A 15,086-nucleotide genomic window follows, 5' to 3' on the forward strand; every position below is an offset into this window, starting at 1 on the left:
GAGATGAACCAATTCACCGCCGCACGTCAGCCGATGCCAGCGCAGCGCCCGAACACCGCGCCCGGCAGCATTGAAGCGCGCAAGCTCGCCGAGAACCTGATGGATGCGATGAACGCCCTGCTCGGCCTGATCGAACGCGAGACCGAGCTCGTCCGTGCCGGCAAGGTCCGCGAGGCCATGACGCTCGAGAGCAGGAAGCAGGAGCTGTCGAAGAACTATGTCGTCGCCGTCAGTGAATTAAAGGCCAACCAGGCCCAGCTGGCGAAATCCGCACCCGAGCTGCTCTCGACGCTGCATCGTCATCACGACGCGTTCCGCGCCATGCTCCAGGTCAATCTCACGGTGCTTGCCACCGCACATGCGGTCTCCGAGAGCGTCGTGCGGGGCGTCAACGCCGAGATCCAGAAGCGCAACGTCCCGAACACCTATACGGCCGCAGGACGCCGCGCCGCTCCCGGCCCGCGCCACATCACGCCGCTCGCGGTCAGCCGCTCGCTCTGAGCGCGCGCAACAACAAGCTACAATTTTACGAAAAACCGCGCGGCGATCTCGTCGCGCGGTTAGGCACGTTTCCTTACCCGGTCTTCAATCCTGGTGTTCCATGGTTGCGCATTGAGAGGGGTTGGGATTTGACTCGCGTAAGGCAACCAGGAGGCTGCCATGAGTACAGATTTCAGCATCCGGCCGGTGGGGATACCGGCCCCCGCGCAGATCGTGACGACGTCGAATTCGGCGGCGAACGAGGCCGTGCAAACTGATTTGCCGGTGAGCCAGACGGTCGCCGCGAGCGATACAAGCGCGGCCGTGCGCAATGATCTCCAGAACAATCAGAACATCTCGCGCCAGGTCGTGTTCGACCAGGCGGCCGCCTCGTTCGTTTTTCAGGTGGTCAACGAGAAGACCGACGCAGTGGTCAACCAGTTTCCCGACGAGGCGATGCTGCGCCGGCGGGCTTACTTCCATGCGGAGGATCTGAAGGCCCAGCCCTCGCGTCCGCTCAATACGGACCTCAGCGCCTGACGATCAGGTGTCGCGCATAGCAAGCGCGGTGCCGAGATAGGTTGAGCCGGTCGCGGGGAGCACCGTCCTTACGGGCGGCCGGACAGACCGGCGGCAATGTTGCGGTTGATCTCGATCAGCGGACGGAAGTGATCGAACTGCGGGCTCATCTGGAGCGCGGCGGTCTGGCTCAGCACGAACACGCTGATATTGGCGATCTTCTGCCGGACGTCGAGCGGCTGCGGATTGGTGTCGCGCATCGCCTCGCTGAGGAAGATCGTCCAGAGCTTGCGATTGAACATCAGCGCCTGCATGGTCTGCTCGCTGAGCGGATCGGCGCTGTTGACGGCATCCTGAAGCTTGTTGGCGGCCTTCAGCAGGGTTTGCGCTTCGATGTCCCGGGGAGAGGCGGTGGTCGTTGCGACACGCGCGTAAGCCGAGGCAGCGGAATTCGACATCAATCACACCTTGGAGGTTTACCTAGCCCGTTGAACGCGCTTAAGGATTTCTTTCCCAACCCTAGGCAGCACCGCTTAAGATTTGCTTACGTGTCTGCTTGGAAGCCCTCCGGACTATTACGGGTCGCGGAGTCCTTCGTCATCGCGAAGCTAGATGTGCACATGCGCGCTGTAAACACGTCTCGCATGATGCGCATCGATCTCGGCTAATCCTGCCTTAGCGATCTCCATAAAAACGGCGGAGCATGAGCTCCGCCGCGACGTTACGATTCAATTTCTTACGCCGCGAGACTAGCGGAGCAGCTGGAGCACGCTCTGCTGCGACTGGTTGGCGAGCGACAGCGCGGAGACCGCGATCGACTGGCGGGTCGACAGCGCCTGGCTGTTGGCCGCTTCCTCGTTGGTGTCGGCCAGCGTCAAGTTGGACGAGCCGGTCTGCAGCACGTTGATCAGGTTCTTCGAGAAGTCCTGACGCACCTGCACGATCGAGAGGTTGGAGCCGAGCGCGGAACCTTCCGAGCGCAGCGTGCTCGAGGCCGCATTCAGGCTCGCCAGCACCTTGTTGGTCGCACCGTTGTCGATGAAGTCGACGCCGTTGACGAGGTTGCTGAGGCCGAGGCCGGCCGCGTTGAACACCACGCCGTTGATGCTGAGCGTCGAACTGCCGGTCTCGTTGAAGACGAGCTTCAGCGTGTCGCCGTTGAGCAGGTTGACGCCGTTGAACGAAGCGTCCTGCGAAGTGGTGTCGATCTGCGCCAGGATGTTGTTGAACTGATTGACCAGATTGGAGCGCGCCGTCTGCGCCACGGGATCCTGGATCGGCGGCTGTGCGGTGGTGAAGGCAACCGTGCCGGTGATCGTGCCGCCGACGACGCCGCCGGCGGTCACCGAGCCGAGCGTCGAAGAGGCGTATTCGTTGACGGTGGTGATCGTGAGCACGCCGTTGGCGTCGATCGTCGCCGTCAGGTGGTTGGCTTGAAGCTGATTGTTGAGCTGGTCGAGCGTCTTGACCGTGCCGTTGGTGCCGTCGCCGAAGGTGACGTTCACGGGCGTGCCGCCGTTGAAGGAGGTGAAGGTCAGCGTCTTGCCCGAAATGCTGCCCGGACCCGGCGAGCGTCCCGCGGTGAAGGCGGTGCCCGTGCCGGTCGGACCGGTCAGCCCGAACGCGGACAGCGCGTTGCCCGTTCCGGTGATCGACAGATCTGCGGTGGTACCGGTGCTGAGCTTGAGAGCGCCGTTGACGACGGTGGACAGCGACGAACCGCTGGCCGCGACCACGGCGCCGCCACTGACGATACCGGCGCCCGACGCCAGATCGACCGCGTTGAGCGAATCCTGAACGGTTGCGCCCTGGAGGTAGACGACGGAGTTGCCATTGTTGTCGGTGACGATGTTGCCGATCTTGGTCGACCCGGTCGGCGCGGCAGCAGGCGCGGCCGCGTTCTTGAACGTGACCGTCTTGCCGTCGACGTTGAGCGTGGATCCGTCCTGAACGAGCGTGCCCAGCGTGGCTGGGGCGGTCAGACGCGCCTTGGTCACATTGACATTGCCGGAGCCGGTCGCGGTGGTCAGGCCCAGCGCCTTGAGGAAGTCGGCCTTGCCCGTGATGCTGAGATCGGCGCCGGTGCCGGTGGTGAGGGTGAGCTGGCCGCCGGCGATGGAGGCGTTGGCGCCCGAGGAGTTCGACAGCGTTGCGGTGCCACCCGTGATCGCCGCGGTTTGCACGCCGCTTGCGAGATCGATCGCGTCCATCACGTCCTGGACGGAGGCGGCCGGGGCGGCAGCTGTTCCGAGGTAAACCGTGGAGTTGCCATTGCCGTCGGTGACGACGTTGTTGTTCTTGCCTGAGCCGGCGGGAACGTTGGCGACCGCAGGGGCTGCCCCTGCCCGGAAGGTGATGGTCTTGCCGTCGACAATCAACACATCGCCGTCGGATGGTGCGCCGTTCGCCGCAATGGTGGTGGCGCTCGGCGTACCGAGCAACTTGAGATTCGGCGCAAGGCTGGCCGCCGTGCCCGCACCGTCGGGAGCGGCGTTACCGGTCAGGGCTTGCGAAACGCCGCCGAGCGTGGTGCCGGTGGTGATCGGAGTCGTACCGCCGCCCGTGCCGTTGGTGACGACGTTGCCGGTCGCGGTCGCATAAGTGTAGCTCGTGGTGCCGCGCAGATCCGCCGGCGTCGCGCCGGGGATCGTGGTCGAGATGTTCGACTTGGTCGAGTAGCCGACCGTGGTCTGCAGCGCCTGGTTGGCGATCGACTTGGCGCTGTCGATCAGCTTTTGCAGCGAGGTGATGCCGGTGTTGGCCGCCTGAAGCACCTGCACACCGTTGTTGATACCGTCGAGCAGGTTGCTGATGTCGCTTGCCCGGTTGTCCAACCCCTGCGCGGTGAAGAAGTTGGTCGGGTTGTCCAGCGCCGTGTTCACCTTCTTGCCGGTCGACAGTCGGGACTGGGTGGTGGCGAGCAGGTCGGCCGTTGATTGCAGCGACAACAGGTTCTGGCGAACTGACGCCGAGAGAACGATGTTGGACATTGGCGGTCTTCCTTTTGAACCGGATACGAATCGGGCTCGCCGATCTGGAAAGCGGGCTTTTGTCGAGTTTTAGGGGCTGTCCTTTAAAGTATGGTTAACGGCGACTTAAGGGATAGGGTTAATGCCGGGTTAGCGCCCTCCCCGGCCCGGAACACGGGCTCGATCGAGCCCCTGCACGAACGAAAAAAGCGGCGGGGCCGAAGCCCCGCCGCCAGTTTTAGTTCCGTGATTTCAGGCGCTTATTAGCGGAGCAGCTGGAGCACGCTCTGCTGCGACTGGTTGGCCAGCGACAGCGCCGAGACCGCGATCGACTGGCGGGTCGACAGCGCCTGGCTGTTGGCCGCTTCCTCGTTGGTGTCGGCCAGCGTCAGGTTGGACGAGCCGGTCTGGAGCACGTTGATCAGGTTCTTGTTGAAGTCCTGACGCACCTGCACGACCGAGAGGTTCGAACCGAGCGTCGAGGCTTCCGACCGCAGCGTGCTCGAGGCTGCGTTCAGCTTGGCCAGCACTCTGTTGGTCGCGGAGTTGTCGATGAAATCGACACCCTGTACCAGGCCGGCCAACCCCAGACCCTTCGAGTTGAAGGTCACGCCGGTGATGTTCAGGCTCGATTTGCCGGTCTCGTCGAACACCAGCTTGAGCTGATCGCCGTTCAAGAGGTTCACGCCGTTGAAGGACGAGTCGACCGAGGTCGTGTCGATCTGCGACATGATGTTGTTGTACTGGGCAACCAGGTTCGAGCGGGTGGCCTGGGCAACTGCGTCGACGGTCGGCGTCGTCGCGTTCGTCCAGGTCAGTGAGGTCGTGATCGTGCCGCCGATCGTGCCACCAGCGATCACAGATCCGATCGTCGAGGACGCATAGTCGTTGGTCGCCGAGATCGTGAGCAGGCCGTTGGCGTCGATCGTGGCCGACAGGTTGTTTGCCTGCAGCTGCGTGTTGAGCTGATCGAGCGTCTTGACCGTGCCGCCGGTGCCGTCGCCGAAGGTGACGTTGACCGCCGTGCCGCCGTTGAAGGAGGAGAAGGTCAAGGTCTTGCCCGAGACACCGCCGGCCGATGCGGCGCGGCTCGCCGTGAAGGCGGTGCCGGTGCCGGTGGAGCCGGTCAGGCCGAGCGCCGACAATGCGTTGCCCGAACCTGTGATCGACAGGTCCGCGTTCGCACCGGTCGAGAGGTTGAGCGCGCCGGCCACGATCGACGAGTTCTTGGCGCCTGCGGTCGTCTGCAGGGCACCGGAAGCACCCGCCGTCTTGACGGTCTGCACACCGGTCGCGAGATCGATGGCGTTCAGAACGTCATTGACGTTGCCGGCCTGAAGGTAAACGGTCGAGTTGCCGTTTCCATCCGTGACCAAATTGCCGACCAGGGTGGAGCCCGTTGCGACTGTGGTGGGCGTCGCCGCGTTCGAGAACGTGATCGTCTTGCCGTCCACGTTCAGCGTCGAGCCGTCCTTGATCAAAGTGCCGAGTGTGCCTGAGGCGGTTGAGCGCGCCTGGGTCACAGTGACGCTACCGCTGCCCCCTGCCCCGGTCAGGCCCAGGGCCTTCAGGAGGTCGGCCCGGCCAGTGACGCTAAGATCAGCACCGGTACCAGTCGTGAGGGTAAGAACACCACCTGCGCTAACGGAAGCCAAAGTGCCCGAGCCGGCGACGACGGCATTACCAGCGCCGTTAAGTTTCCCAGCTCCGGTCGCCAGATCGATCGCATTGAGCAGGTCCTGCACCGAGCCGGTCGGAGCCGTGGCACCCGTGTAGACGGTAGAGTTTCCGTTGCCGTCCGTAACGATGTTGCCAACCTTGCTCGAGCCTGAGGGCGCCGCGGTCGGAACGTCGGCCGCCTTGAAGGTGATCGTGTGCCCATCGACCGTCAACGTCTCGCCGTCCGAAGGCGCGCCCTTGGCGGCAATGGTTGTCGCTGAGGGGGTGCCGGCGAGCGTAAGGGTCGTAGCCAGTTTGGCCGCAGTTCCTGCACCGTCAGGCGCCGCGGATCCGACCAGCGAAGCGGACCCGCCGCCGAGCGTGGTTGTTCCGGACGCAACGGTGGTACCGCCCGCACTACCGTCGAACACCACGTTCGAGAGAGCAGTCGTGCTGGTGTAGGTCGTGGTGCCGCGCAAGTCGGAGGCCGTCGCGCCAGCAATCGTGGTCGAGACGTTCGACTTGGTCGAATAGCCGACCGTCGTCTGGAGCGCCTGGTTGGCGATCGACTTCGCGCTATCGAGCAGCTTCGACAGCGAGGTGATGCCGGTGTTGGCGGCCTGCAGCACCTGCACGCCGTTGGCAATGCCATCGAGCAGGTTGTTGATGTCGCTGGCGCGGTTGTCGAGCGACTGTGCCGTGAAGAAGTTGGTGGGGTTGTCGAGCGCCGTGTTCACCTTCTTGCCGGTCGACAGACGCGACTGGGTGGTGGCGAGGAGGTCGGCGGTGGACTGGAGAGAGAGCAGGTTCTGACGAACCGACGCAGAGAGAACAATACCGGACATAACTCTTACCCTTCTGGTTTACGCGTCTTCGTTCGATCGCTTCGGATCGAGTGACGGGCACAGCCTGCGCGGACATGGCTAACAAAGGGTGAAACCTTCTCACGAGCCGTAAGCGCCGGTTCACCATAAGGCTCAGAGAGCGGGTCAAGATCGGTGACGATCGACCTGAAACTCCTCACGTTTTTTCGGCGTTTGCTCCCTGTTAACCATAACCAAGAGTTACTTTTCGGAGCCGCCAGACCACCTCTCGATCGGCTGCGCAAAAAGAAAGCGGCGGGGCCGAAGCCCCGCCGCCATGACTTGATTGCGATGTCAGCCGCTTATTAGCGGAGCAGCTGGAGCACGCTCTGCTGCGACTGGTTGGCGAGCGACAGCGCCGACACTGCGATCGACTGGCGGGTCGACAGCGCCTGGCTGTTGGCCGCTTCCTCGTTGGTGTCGGCCAGCGTCAGGTTGGACGAGCCGGTCTGCAGCACGTTGATCAAGTTCTTGTTGAAGTCCTGACGCACCTGCACCACCGAGAGGTTCGAACCGAGCGTCGAGGCTTCCGAACGTAGCGTGCTCGACGCCGAGTTCAGGTTGGTCAGGACCTTGTTGGTCGCCGCGTTGTCGATGAAGTCGGTGCCCTGCACCAGCGAGGCGAGACCCAGACCCTTCGAGTTGAAGGTCACGCCCGTGATGTTCAGGTTGGACTTACCGGTCTCGTCGAACACCAGCTTGAGCTGGTCGCCGTTGAGCAGGTTGACACCGTTGAACGAGGCGTCCAGCGAGGTCGTGTCGATCTGGGTCAGGATGTTGTTGTACTGGGACACCAGGTTGGTACGGGTGGCCTGAGCAACGGCATCGGCAACCGGCGCGGTGGCGTTCGACCAGGTCAGGGCCGAGGTGATCGTACCACCGATCGTACCACCGGCGGTGGCAGATCCGATCGTCGAGGACGCGTAGTCGTTGGTGGCCGAGACCGTGAGCAGGCCGTTGGCGTCGATCGTGGCCGACAGGTTGTTCGCCTGCAGCTGCGTGTTGAGCTGATCGAGCGTCTTGACCGTGCCGCCGGTGCCATCACCAAAGGTGACGTTGACCGCCGAGCCGCCGTTGAAGGAGGAGAAGGTCAAGGTCTTGCCCGAGATGCCACCCGACGCCGCGGAACGGCTCGCGGTGAAGGCGGTGCCGGTGCCGGTGGAGCCGGTCAGGCCGAGCGCCGACAGCGCATTCTTGGTGCCGGTGATCGACAGGTCCGCGTTCGCACCGGTCGAGAGGTTGAGCGCGCCAGCCACGATCGACGAGTTCTTGGCGCCTGCGGTCGTCTGCAGGGCACCGGAAGCACCCGCCGTCTTGACGGTCTGCACACCGGTCGCGAGATCGATGGCGTTCAGAACGTCATTGACGTTGCCGGCCTGAAGGTAAACGGTCGAGTTGCCGTTTCCATCCGTGACCAAATTGCCGACCTGGGTGGAACCCGTTGCGACTGTGGTGGGCGTCTTCGCGTTCGAGAATGTGATCGTCTTGCCGTCCACGTTCAGCGTCGATCCGTCCTGGATCAGGGTTCCGAGCGTGGTCGAAGTGGTCGAACGCGCCTGGGTGACGGTGACCTGGCCGCTGCCGGCCGCGCCCGTCAGGCCGAGGGCCTTCAGAAGGTCGGCCCTGCCGGAAATGCTGAGGTCAGCGCCGGTACCCGTGTTCAGGGTGACCTTGCCGGCGGCGATGCTGTTAGCAGTGCCGCCGCCGCTCAGGGTAGCAGTGCCACTGGCGATCGAGACCGTCTGAGCTCCGCTGGCAATGTCGATGGCATTCAGCAGGTCCTGCGCACTACCCGTGGCAGCCGTAGCGCCAAGATAGACGGTCGAGTTGCCGTTACCGTCCGTGAGGACATTGCCGACGGTGCCGGATCCCGACGGGATATTCGCGCCGGTCGGAACGTCCGCGGCCTTGAAAGTGATCGTGTGGCCATCGACGGTCAGCGTTTCACCGTCGGTTGGTGCCGCACCGGAAGCGATGGTCGTCGCACCGGCGGTACCGGCCAGCTTCAAGGCGCCGGTGAAGGCGGTCGTACCGTCGCCGGCCACTGCAGCCGAGCCGGTCAGGGCAGCGGTGACACCGCCGAGCGTCGTCGTTCCGGTCGCAACGGTCGCGCCACCGGACGCGCCGGAGAACAGCACGTTGGAGAGCGCGGTCGTGCTGGTGTAGGTCGTGGTGCCGCGCAGGTCGGAGGCCGTCGCGCCAGCAATCGTGGTCGAGACGTTCGACTTGGTCGAGTAGCCGACCGTGGTCTGCAGCGCCTGGTTGGCGATCGACTTCGCGGAGTCCAGCAGCTTCTGCAGCGAGGTGATGCCGGTGTTGGCGGCCTGCAGCACCTGCACGCCGTTGGCGATGCCATCGAGCAAATTGTTGATGTCGCTGGCGCGGTTGTCGAGCGACTGGGCGGTGAAGAAGTTGGTGGGGTTATCGAGCGCCGAGTTCACCTTCTTGCCGGTCGACAGACGCGACTGGGTGGTGGCGAGGAGGTCGGCGGTGGACTGGAGGGAGAGGAGGTTCTGACGAACCGAAGAGGAGAGAACGATACCGGACATACTGTTACCTTTCTGGTAGCTACGCGTCCTGTTTGACCGAGATTGATCAAACGACCGGCGGACGGTGCCTCCGAGCCTCTAACAATCCGTGAAATGAAACCGCCGGTTTGTCCGCGTCGGGCCCCAAGCGCCGTCCCGCACGCTTGCAGCGCAGCTCTTTGCAACCGCTCAAGCCATTGAGATCGTTACGCTCTTCAACACGACCGCGAATCTTTACGACCCGTTAACCACATTCAGCAAGGATTGGACCCAAATCAGGGTCGGCAGTTGTCATTCACCGGGACGCGCGCCGCTCGTTACAAAATAGTTGATGGAGAACAGGCATGGCTCTCAAGGTCGAGCTCAAACCGCACGAACGCATCATCGTCGGCAACTCCGTGATCACCAACACGGACCAGCGCGCCCGTCTTCTGATCGACGGCGAGAACGTGCCGATCCTGCGCCAGCGCGATATCCTCACGCCGGAGACCGCCGACAGCCCCGCCAAGCTCGTCTATCTGGCGGTCCAGCTGATGTACATCTCGCCGGATCCGCAGACCCAGCACGGCACCTACTTCAACCTCGTGCGTGACATCGTCACCGCAGTGCCGAGCTCCTGGCCGATCATCGAGGGCATCAACAACAACATCATGAGCGGCGACCTCTACCGGGCCCTCAAGGAGGCCCGCAAGCTGATCGCCTATGAAGACAAGCTGCGCGACCAGTACAAAGCCACCCATCCGAACGGCGACGTCAGTTCGGCCGCTTGATCGAGCCGTATCCTCCGCCTGAACGACAACGGCCCCGGATCACCTCCGGGGCCGTTCGCTTTTCATCGGCGTTTCGTGATCACTGCGCCGCGATTGGCGGCGCCTCGACCTCGATCACGCCGCCGCTGCGCTGCGCGCCGAACTTGAGCACGGCCGCAACCAGCGCATCGATGTCGGTCTCCTCGGTGCGATGATTGACGATCGCCGCGCGGATCGCGAACTTGCCATCCAGCGTCGTGCTCGACGGCGCCGCGATGCCGGACTCCTGGATGTCGGCGACCACCTCGCGGTTGACCGCGTCGGCGGCGCGATAGCGGAAGCAGACGATGTTGAGATTCACCGGCGCCAGCAATTCCAGCCGCGGCTCGGCCAGAATGCGCGCCTCCAGATATTTTGCCAGCGCACAGCTCCGCGCGATCACCGCGCCGAGCCGATCGGTGCCGAACGTCTTCAACGTGAACCAGGTCTTCAGCGCGCGGAAGCCGCGCGACAGATCGGGGCCGAGATCGCAGGGCCAGACCGTGCCGGCCGCAAGCCCCCTCGCCTCGCGGCTGAGATAGGCCGCCGGCTGCGCAAAGGCCTGCCGATGCTGCTCGCCGTCGCGTACCAGCAGGAAGCCAGCATCGTAGGGCACCTGTCCCCATTTGTGGAAATCGAGCGCGATGGAATCGGCGAGCTCGATGCCGCCGAGCAGTGGCGCGAGCTCGGGCGAGAGAATTGCGAGCGCACCGAAGGCACCGTCGACGTGAAACCAGATGCCTTCCTCGCGGCACAGCTGCGCAACCGCCCTGAGGTCGTCGATCGCGCCAATATCGACCGTGCCGGCGGAGGCGACGGACAAGGAACGGCTTGAAGCCGATCTCGCGGTCCGCGGCGATCTGCGCGCGCAGCGCGGCGACGTCGATGCGATGATCGGCGTCGACATCGATCTTGCGCAGCGCATCGGTGCCGAGCCCTGCGATGTGCATCGCCCGCGAGACGCAGCCATGCGCGGCCCGCGACGTATAGGCGGCGAGCAGCGCGCCGTCATTGCCGATGCCGTGCTGTCGCGCCAACGTGCCGAGCGCTGCCGTGCGTGCCACCAGCACCGCCATCAGATTGGCCATCGACGTGCCCGTGACGAAGATCCCGCTGGCGCTGTCCGGGAAGGCAAACAAATTGCGCATCCAGCCGACGATCTGGCGCTCGACCTCGATCGGCATGTGGTCGCGCCCGCCGAGATTGGCGTTGAGGCCGGCCGCGAGCATCTCCGCAAGCATGCCGACCGCGGTGCCGCCGCCATGCACCCAGCCCATGAAGCCGGGATGGACGTTGCCCGTCGCATAGGGCGCGACGTGCTCTGCGAATTCGCGATAGACCTCGGCGAGCTCGCTCGCCCCGCGCGGCACGTCGCTCTTCAACGCCGTGCGGACCTCGTCGGGGATCGGTTGCCACACCGGACGCGAGCGAATGTTGGCGATGCCGTCGATGGTCTCATCCAGCATGCGATGGGCGAGCGCGCGAAATTCGCTCCAGTCCTGCGGATCGAGCGAGCCGTTCGTGATCGAGCTCTGCGTGTTGCGGATGATCTCGTTCATGCTGCACTCTCCGCGCCGGCGCTGGCGTGCCGCGACAGCATCGCGGTGAACGCAGCAAAGATCTTGCGCATCTGCGGCGGCTTGTAGGGAAACACGGCCGGCGGATCCATGTTGTGCACGACGGCGGTGTTGTCGGCTTCGAAGACCAGCAGCTCGCCATCGCGGTTCTCGGCGCAATCGACGATGAAATAGTCGAGGCCGACGCGCTTGCTCATCTCGGCGAGTGCGCTGCGATGACGCGCGGCGAAAGCGTTGTCAAAGTCGAGCATGAAGGTGGCTTCTTCAGCGCGCTTCTCCTCGCTGAACGCCATGTAGGCGTTGAGATACCAGATGTCCCAGCGGTCGGCGATCGCCATGTGGCAGGCGTAAGGCTTGCCGTCGACCATGGTGAGACGATATTTGCGGTAGAGCCCGTCGGGGTTCGCATAATCGACGAAACGCGCGACGAAGAAGTCCTGCTCCTGCCGCTCGGCGAGATAGACCTTGAGCGCCGCTGCATCGTCGACCTTCGCAAGTCCGACGCCCGCATGCGTACCGCGTGGCCGCACGATCATCGGAAAGCGCAGCTCGCCCGTGATGTCCGCGCAGGCGATCTTGCCTTCCAGCAGGTCGGACAATTGCGCGCGCGTCGTGTGGACGGTCACGGGAATGTCGAGACCGGGGATATCAGCCAGCAGCCGATACAGCTTGTCGCGATCGAGATTGCCGATCAGCTCGGGGCGATTGAGCAGCGGCCGCGGCCAGCGCGGTGCAGCCTGCTCGATCACAGCGAGCGTCTCGCGGCATTCCTCGGAATCGGAGGCGACCACGATGGCGACGTCGTGATCAGGCAACGTCTCTGGCAGACCGACTCCCTTGACCACGTACAGCGTCAGCAGCTCGATGTCGGAGCCTTCGAGCAGGAATTCGATCGGGGTGTTGCCGCCCATGTCGATATCGGCCGCGAGCGCGAGCACGCGCAGGCGCGGCTTGGCAACCGCGCACGGCGTGCGAAACAATTGATGGAAGGCGAGCACCTCGGTCTGGATCACGAGCCCGGCCTCCTTCTCACCGAGAAGCTGGGCAATCAACGACAGGTCGAGGCCCTCGCCCGCCTCCGCCGTTCCTTCCGCGATGCGCGCCAGCAGATGCTCGCGCAAAGGATGCAGATCGCCGCCCTCGAAGGCCCGCCGCGTCAACTGCGCAAAGCCGATGCGGTCGGAATAGTTCGGCGTGGTCACGCTATCAGGCGCGGAAACAGGATTCAGCATCTTTGGGCCTCGAGCACAAACTTCCCCGGCGCAGCCGTGGCACGGTCAAGCAGCAGCTCGATCTTCACCAGGACGTGGGCGATGCGATCGAGCACATGTTGCAAATTGCGTTGCGCCTGTGCGGGATCCGCCGACCAGGCTTCGGTGACGAGCCGCGCGCCGACGCAAAGCCGCAATGCGGCCTGCGGCGCCTCGCCCTGCCGCTCTAGCCGGACCGGCTGGCCGACCAGGCAGCGTTGTGCGGCGACCTGGCGGTCCGCCGCGCTGCCGCTGAGCTCCTCGTTCATGTCGCGCGCGAGCGCCCGATGAACGGCGCTGGTCTCGGCGAGCGAGGCAGGCTTGCCGTCGCGCAGCAGCATGAACGGAAGGATCGTGGCGCGGGCGAATTCCTCGTCATCTGCACCGATGTTCTCGGTCGCCGTTGGAATGGCACGCAGCGACGGCGACAGCGCGATCATGCTGTCGATGCTGGCCGCAAGCTCGGCCAGCGCCCTGGCGCGGAAAGCGCCAGGCACTGCGTAGTACCTGCCGATCTCCGCGAGCGCGGCTTCCCACCGCAGCCACTGACCGAAATTCGGTCGGCGCTCGAACCGCGAGCGCAGCACCGTCCAGGCCGTCGGCCAGTCGCCGCGGCCGGCATAATCGAAAATGCCCGGCGCGATCGCGCCGATCCGGTCGATCGACCGCGACAGGCCTTTCGGCACCAGCAGCGCACCGCTGAAGGCAGGTCCGCCGAAAAATTTCGAGCCGGTCATCAGCACCATGTAGCCGCGGTCGAGATAGCAGCGCAGCCGGCGGCGGCCGAGCCGCGCCTGACAGGCATCGACGACCACCTGAACCTTGCGCGGCCAGCGCCGCGCGATCTCATCGAGGCAGGCAGCACTCGGCGCGCGCCAGCCGAGTTTTGACGAATCCATGATGTGCAGAAGAACGCAGCGGCCTTGCGCGAAGCTGGTCTCAATGGCACGCATCACCGCAGCATCCGTATCCGCGCGCATCGCGATGCCGTAGGCGGCGTCCAGCAGCGGCACCGCGATGCTGTCGCCGGAAAGACCCGCAACCGCGGCGTCCTTGCGCACCGCAACGCCGCTCGCCGTCGTCGAGCTGAAATGGTGTCCACGTGCGGTATGAACCGTGCCGCTGCCGGTCTGATCCGTGCCGACCACGATCGTCACCGGCGAGGCGCCGAGCACCGCGCTCGCCAGGAACAGCGCGTGGAGCTGGGAGTCCGTGCCGGAGGGCGAGAACACGACGTCGACCCGCGGCGAGAGCTGGAGATGGCCGCGCAGCTCCTCGCGCATGCCCTCGCAGCGCGCATCGAAGGCGATTTCGACCTCGTCGAACAGGCACCTGTGCATCAGCTCTTCGCGCGCCAGCGCAGCGCGGTCATAGGCTGCTTGCGAGATGGTCGACGCGGTCGAGGACGCGAAATTCCAGATCTCCGGCTCGGGCGAGGCCGCACAGCCATAGGCGTTGACGCGATCCCGGGGATCGAGCGCCAGGCGCGAGTCTCCGCCGGAGACCAGCAGCGTGTCCAATGGCGTGAAGAGATCGCGCAGACGAGAGCGCGAGCCGCCGTCGGGCGCGCGTTCCGAAGCTGACAGACGGGATGCGCCGGTGCTCATCCCGCAAGGCTCACGCCGCGTCGGCCGCCGCCGCCGCGGGTGCGGCTGCGAATTGCGAGGCGACGTCGCCGTGGAACACCGATGGCCCGACATGGTCGAGCGAGCTCTGGATGTCGGCCCAGATCTCGCCGCCGATGTCAGTCCAGCGCTTGCAGAAGGCAAAATCCTCGGAGAGATACGTGCCGGTCGCGGAATCTATCATGCATTCGAACAGCGCGAACCGGTTCTGGCTCGCCGCCAGCGTGTCGTGCGAATGCTCGCGGAAGAACTGCAGATTCGCGTAGGCCGGATGGCGACACATCGCCTCCAGCACGTGGCGGCGGATCATCAGGAAACCGGTGCCGGCGTAGCGCACGCGGGTGAAACCGTTGACGACCACGATGCGGTCGGGGTCCTCGATCTCGAGCACGTAGTCGAGCGCGGCGGCCGGCACGTCAGTGCGGTGGGCCTCGATCGCGCGCTTCGCCTTGTTCCAGTTGACCCGCTTGATCGGATAGCAGCCGGCGACGACGTCCGCGCCGCACTCCATCAGCCGGAACACCTGCTCCGGCTTGAAGCCGATGTCGGCGTCGATGAACAGGAAATGCGTCGCCTTGGGATCGTCCAGGAACATCGCGACCAGATTGGCGCGCGCCCGCGTGATCAGCGCGTCGCCGTCGCGCATGAGCACCTTGAGATCGAGATTGGACATTCCGTGGACGGCGCGCTGGAGCGCAAGGATCGAGCTGGCATAGATGCTCGAGACCTGGCCGCCGAAGCACGGCGTCGCCACCACCAGCTGCATCCTGTCCGACATTGGCCGCTCCGCCCCGCTCCAATCCTCACCAAGAGGTAAAGAAGCATGGT

General features: G+C 64.6%; 10 protein-coding genes and 1 pseudogene. 3 read left to right on the plus strand and 8 right to left on the minus strand.

Going from position 1 to position 15,086, the window contains the following annotated elements; genetic code table 11:
• Positions 1-3 precede the first annotated feature (3 nt).
• Both FOM02_RS20990 and FOM02_RS20995 read left to right on the plus strand, forming a co-directional pair.
• Positions 4-501, plus strand: a complete 498-nt coding sequence (locus tag FOM02_RS20990; protein ID WP_027560336.1) for a hypothetical protein — start codon at positions 4-6, stop codon at positions 499-501.
• A 159-nt stretch (positions 502-660) separates the two neighbouring features.
• A complete protein-coding gene (locus FOM02_RS20995; protein ID WP_027560337.1) occupies positions 661-1,020 on the plus strand; it encodes a hypothetical protein in 360 nt (119 codons plus the stop codon).
• 68 nt (positions 1,021-1,088) lie between these two features.
• On the opposite strand, the gene flaF is transcribed toward FOM02_RS20995, so the two are convergent.
• The 4 genes from flaF to FOM02_RS21015 all read right to left on the minus strand — a co-directional run bounded on the left by flaF (position 1,089) and on the right by FOM02_RS21015 (position 9,039).
• The gene (gene flaF, locus FOM02_RS21000) at positions 1,089-1,457 is read right to left on the minus strand and encodes a flagellar biosynthesis regulator FlaF (protein WP_027560338.1); all 369 of its coding nucleotides are present in this window, start codon (positions 1,455-1,457) and stop codon (positions 1,089-1,091) included.
• Between the two features lie 291 nt (positions 1,458-1,748).
• Positions 1,749-3,989, minus strand: a complete 2,241-nt coding sequence (locus FOM02_RS21005) for a DUF1522 domain-containing protein (RefSeq protein WP_027560339.1) — start codon at positions 3,987-3,989, stop codon at positions 1,749-1,751.
• A gap of 242 nt (positions 3,990-4,231) precedes the next feature.
• Complete coding sequence (locus tag FOM02_RS21010; RefSeq protein ID WP_027560340.1) at positions 4,232-6,472, minus strand: DUF1522 domain-containing protein; 2,241 nt, start codon at positions 6,470-6,472, stop codon at positions 4,232-4,234.
• A gap of 323 nt (positions 6,473-6,795) precedes the next feature.
• Positions 6,796-9,039 (minus strand): DUF1522 domain-containing protein, encoded by a 2,244-nt coding sequence (locus tag FOM02_RS21015; protein WP_265442111.1) that lies wholly within the window; start codon positions 9,037-9,039, stop codon positions 6,796-6,798.
• A 323-nt stretch (positions 9,040-9,362) separates the two neighbouring features.
• Between FOM02_RS21015 and flbT the strand changes: the two genes are divergently transcribed.
• The gene (gene flbT, locus FOM02_RS21020; RefSeq protein ID WP_027560342.1) at positions 9,363-9,788 is read left to right on the plus strand and encodes a flagellar biosynthesis repressor FlbT; all 426 of its coding nucleotides are present in this window, start codon (positions 9,363-9,365) and stop codon (positions 9,786-9,788) included.
• A 79-nt stretch (positions 9,789-9,867) separates the two neighbouring features.
• On the opposite strand, the pseudogene FOM02_RS21025 reads toward flbT, so the two are convergent.
• The 4 genes and pseudogenes from FOM02_RS21025 to FOM02_RS21040 form a co-directional block, all read right to left on the minus strand.
• Positions 9,868-11,365: pseudogene (locus FOM02_RS21025) on the minus strand (pyridoxal phosphate-dependent decarboxylase family protein).
• A complete protein-coding gene (locus FOM02_RS21030) occupies positions 11,362-12,615 on the minus strand; it encodes an ATP-grasp domain-containing protein (protein WP_265442112.1) in 1,254 nt (417 codons plus the stop codon). Before FOM02_RS21030 ends, FOM02_RS21025 begins: the two are co-directional and overlap by 4 nt.
• The gene (locus FOM02_RS21035; RefSeq protein WP_265442113.1) at positions 12,609-14,240 is read right to left on the minus strand and encodes a hypothetical protein; all 1,632 of its coding nucleotides are present in this window, start codon (positions 14,238-14,240) and stop codon (positions 12,609-12,611) included. The genes FOM02_RS21030 and FOM02_RS21035 overlap by 7 nt, the downstream gene beginning before the upstream one ends.
• A 10-nt stretch (positions 14,241-14,250) precedes the next feature.
• Positions 14,251-15,036, minus strand: a complete 786-nt coding sequence (locus FOM02_RS21040) for a hypothetical protein (protein WP_265442114.1) — start codon at positions 15,034-15,036, stop codon at positions 14,251-14,253.
• Between the last annotated feature and the right edge of the window lie 50 nt (positions 15,037-15,086).

It is taken from the genome of Bradyrhizobium sp. SEMIA, from assembly GCF_014844175.1.
GTDB lineage: Bacteria > Pseudomonadota > Alphaproteobacteria > Rhizobiales > Xanthobacteraceae > Bradyrhizobium > Bradyrhizobium arachidis.

Excerpts from the sequence above, each read along its gene's own strand:
- FOM02_RS20990 (WP_027560336.1), top strand. The coding sequence starts at position 4 with ATGAACCAATTCACCGCCGCACGTCAGCCGATGCCAGCGCAGCGCCCG.
- FOM02_RS20995 (WP_027560337.1), top strand. The coding sequence starts at position 661 with ATGAGTACAGATTTCAGCATCCGGCCGGTGGGGATACCGGCCCCCGCG.
- flaF (WP_027560338.1), bottom strand. The coding sequence starts at position 1,457 with ATGTCGAATTCCGCTGCCTCGGCTTACGCGCGTGTCGCAACGACCACC.
- FOM02_RS21005 (WP_027560339.1), bottom strand. The coding sequence starts at position 3,989 with ATGTCCAACATCGTTCTCTCGGCGTCAGTTCGCCAGAACCTGTTGTCG.
- FOM02_RS21010 (WP_027560340.1), bottom strand. The coding sequence starts at position 6,472 with ATGTCCGGTATTGTTCTCTCTGCGTCGGTTCGTCAGAACCTGCTCTCT.
- FOM02_RS21015 (WP_265442111.1), bottom strand. The coding sequence starts at position 9,039 with ATGTCCGGTATCGTTCTCTCCTCTTCGGTTCGTCAGAACCTCCTCTCC.
- flbT (WP_027560342.1), top strand. The coding sequence starts at position 9,363 with ATGGCTCTCAAGGTCGAGCTCAAACCGCACGAACGCATCATCGTCGGC.
- FOM02_RS21030 (WP_265442112.1), bottom strand. The coding sequence starts at position 12,615 with ATGCTGAATCCTGTTTCCGCGCCTGATAGCGTGACCACGCCGAACTAT.
- FOM02_RS21035 (WP_265442113.1), bottom strand. The coding sequence starts at position 14,240 with ATGAGCACCGGCGCATCCCGTCTGTCAGCTTCGGAACGCGCGCCCGAC.
- FOM02_RS21040 (WP_265442114.1), bottom strand. The coding sequence starts at position 15,036 with ATGTCGGACAGGATGCAGCTGGTGGTGGCGACGCCGTGCTTCGGCGGC.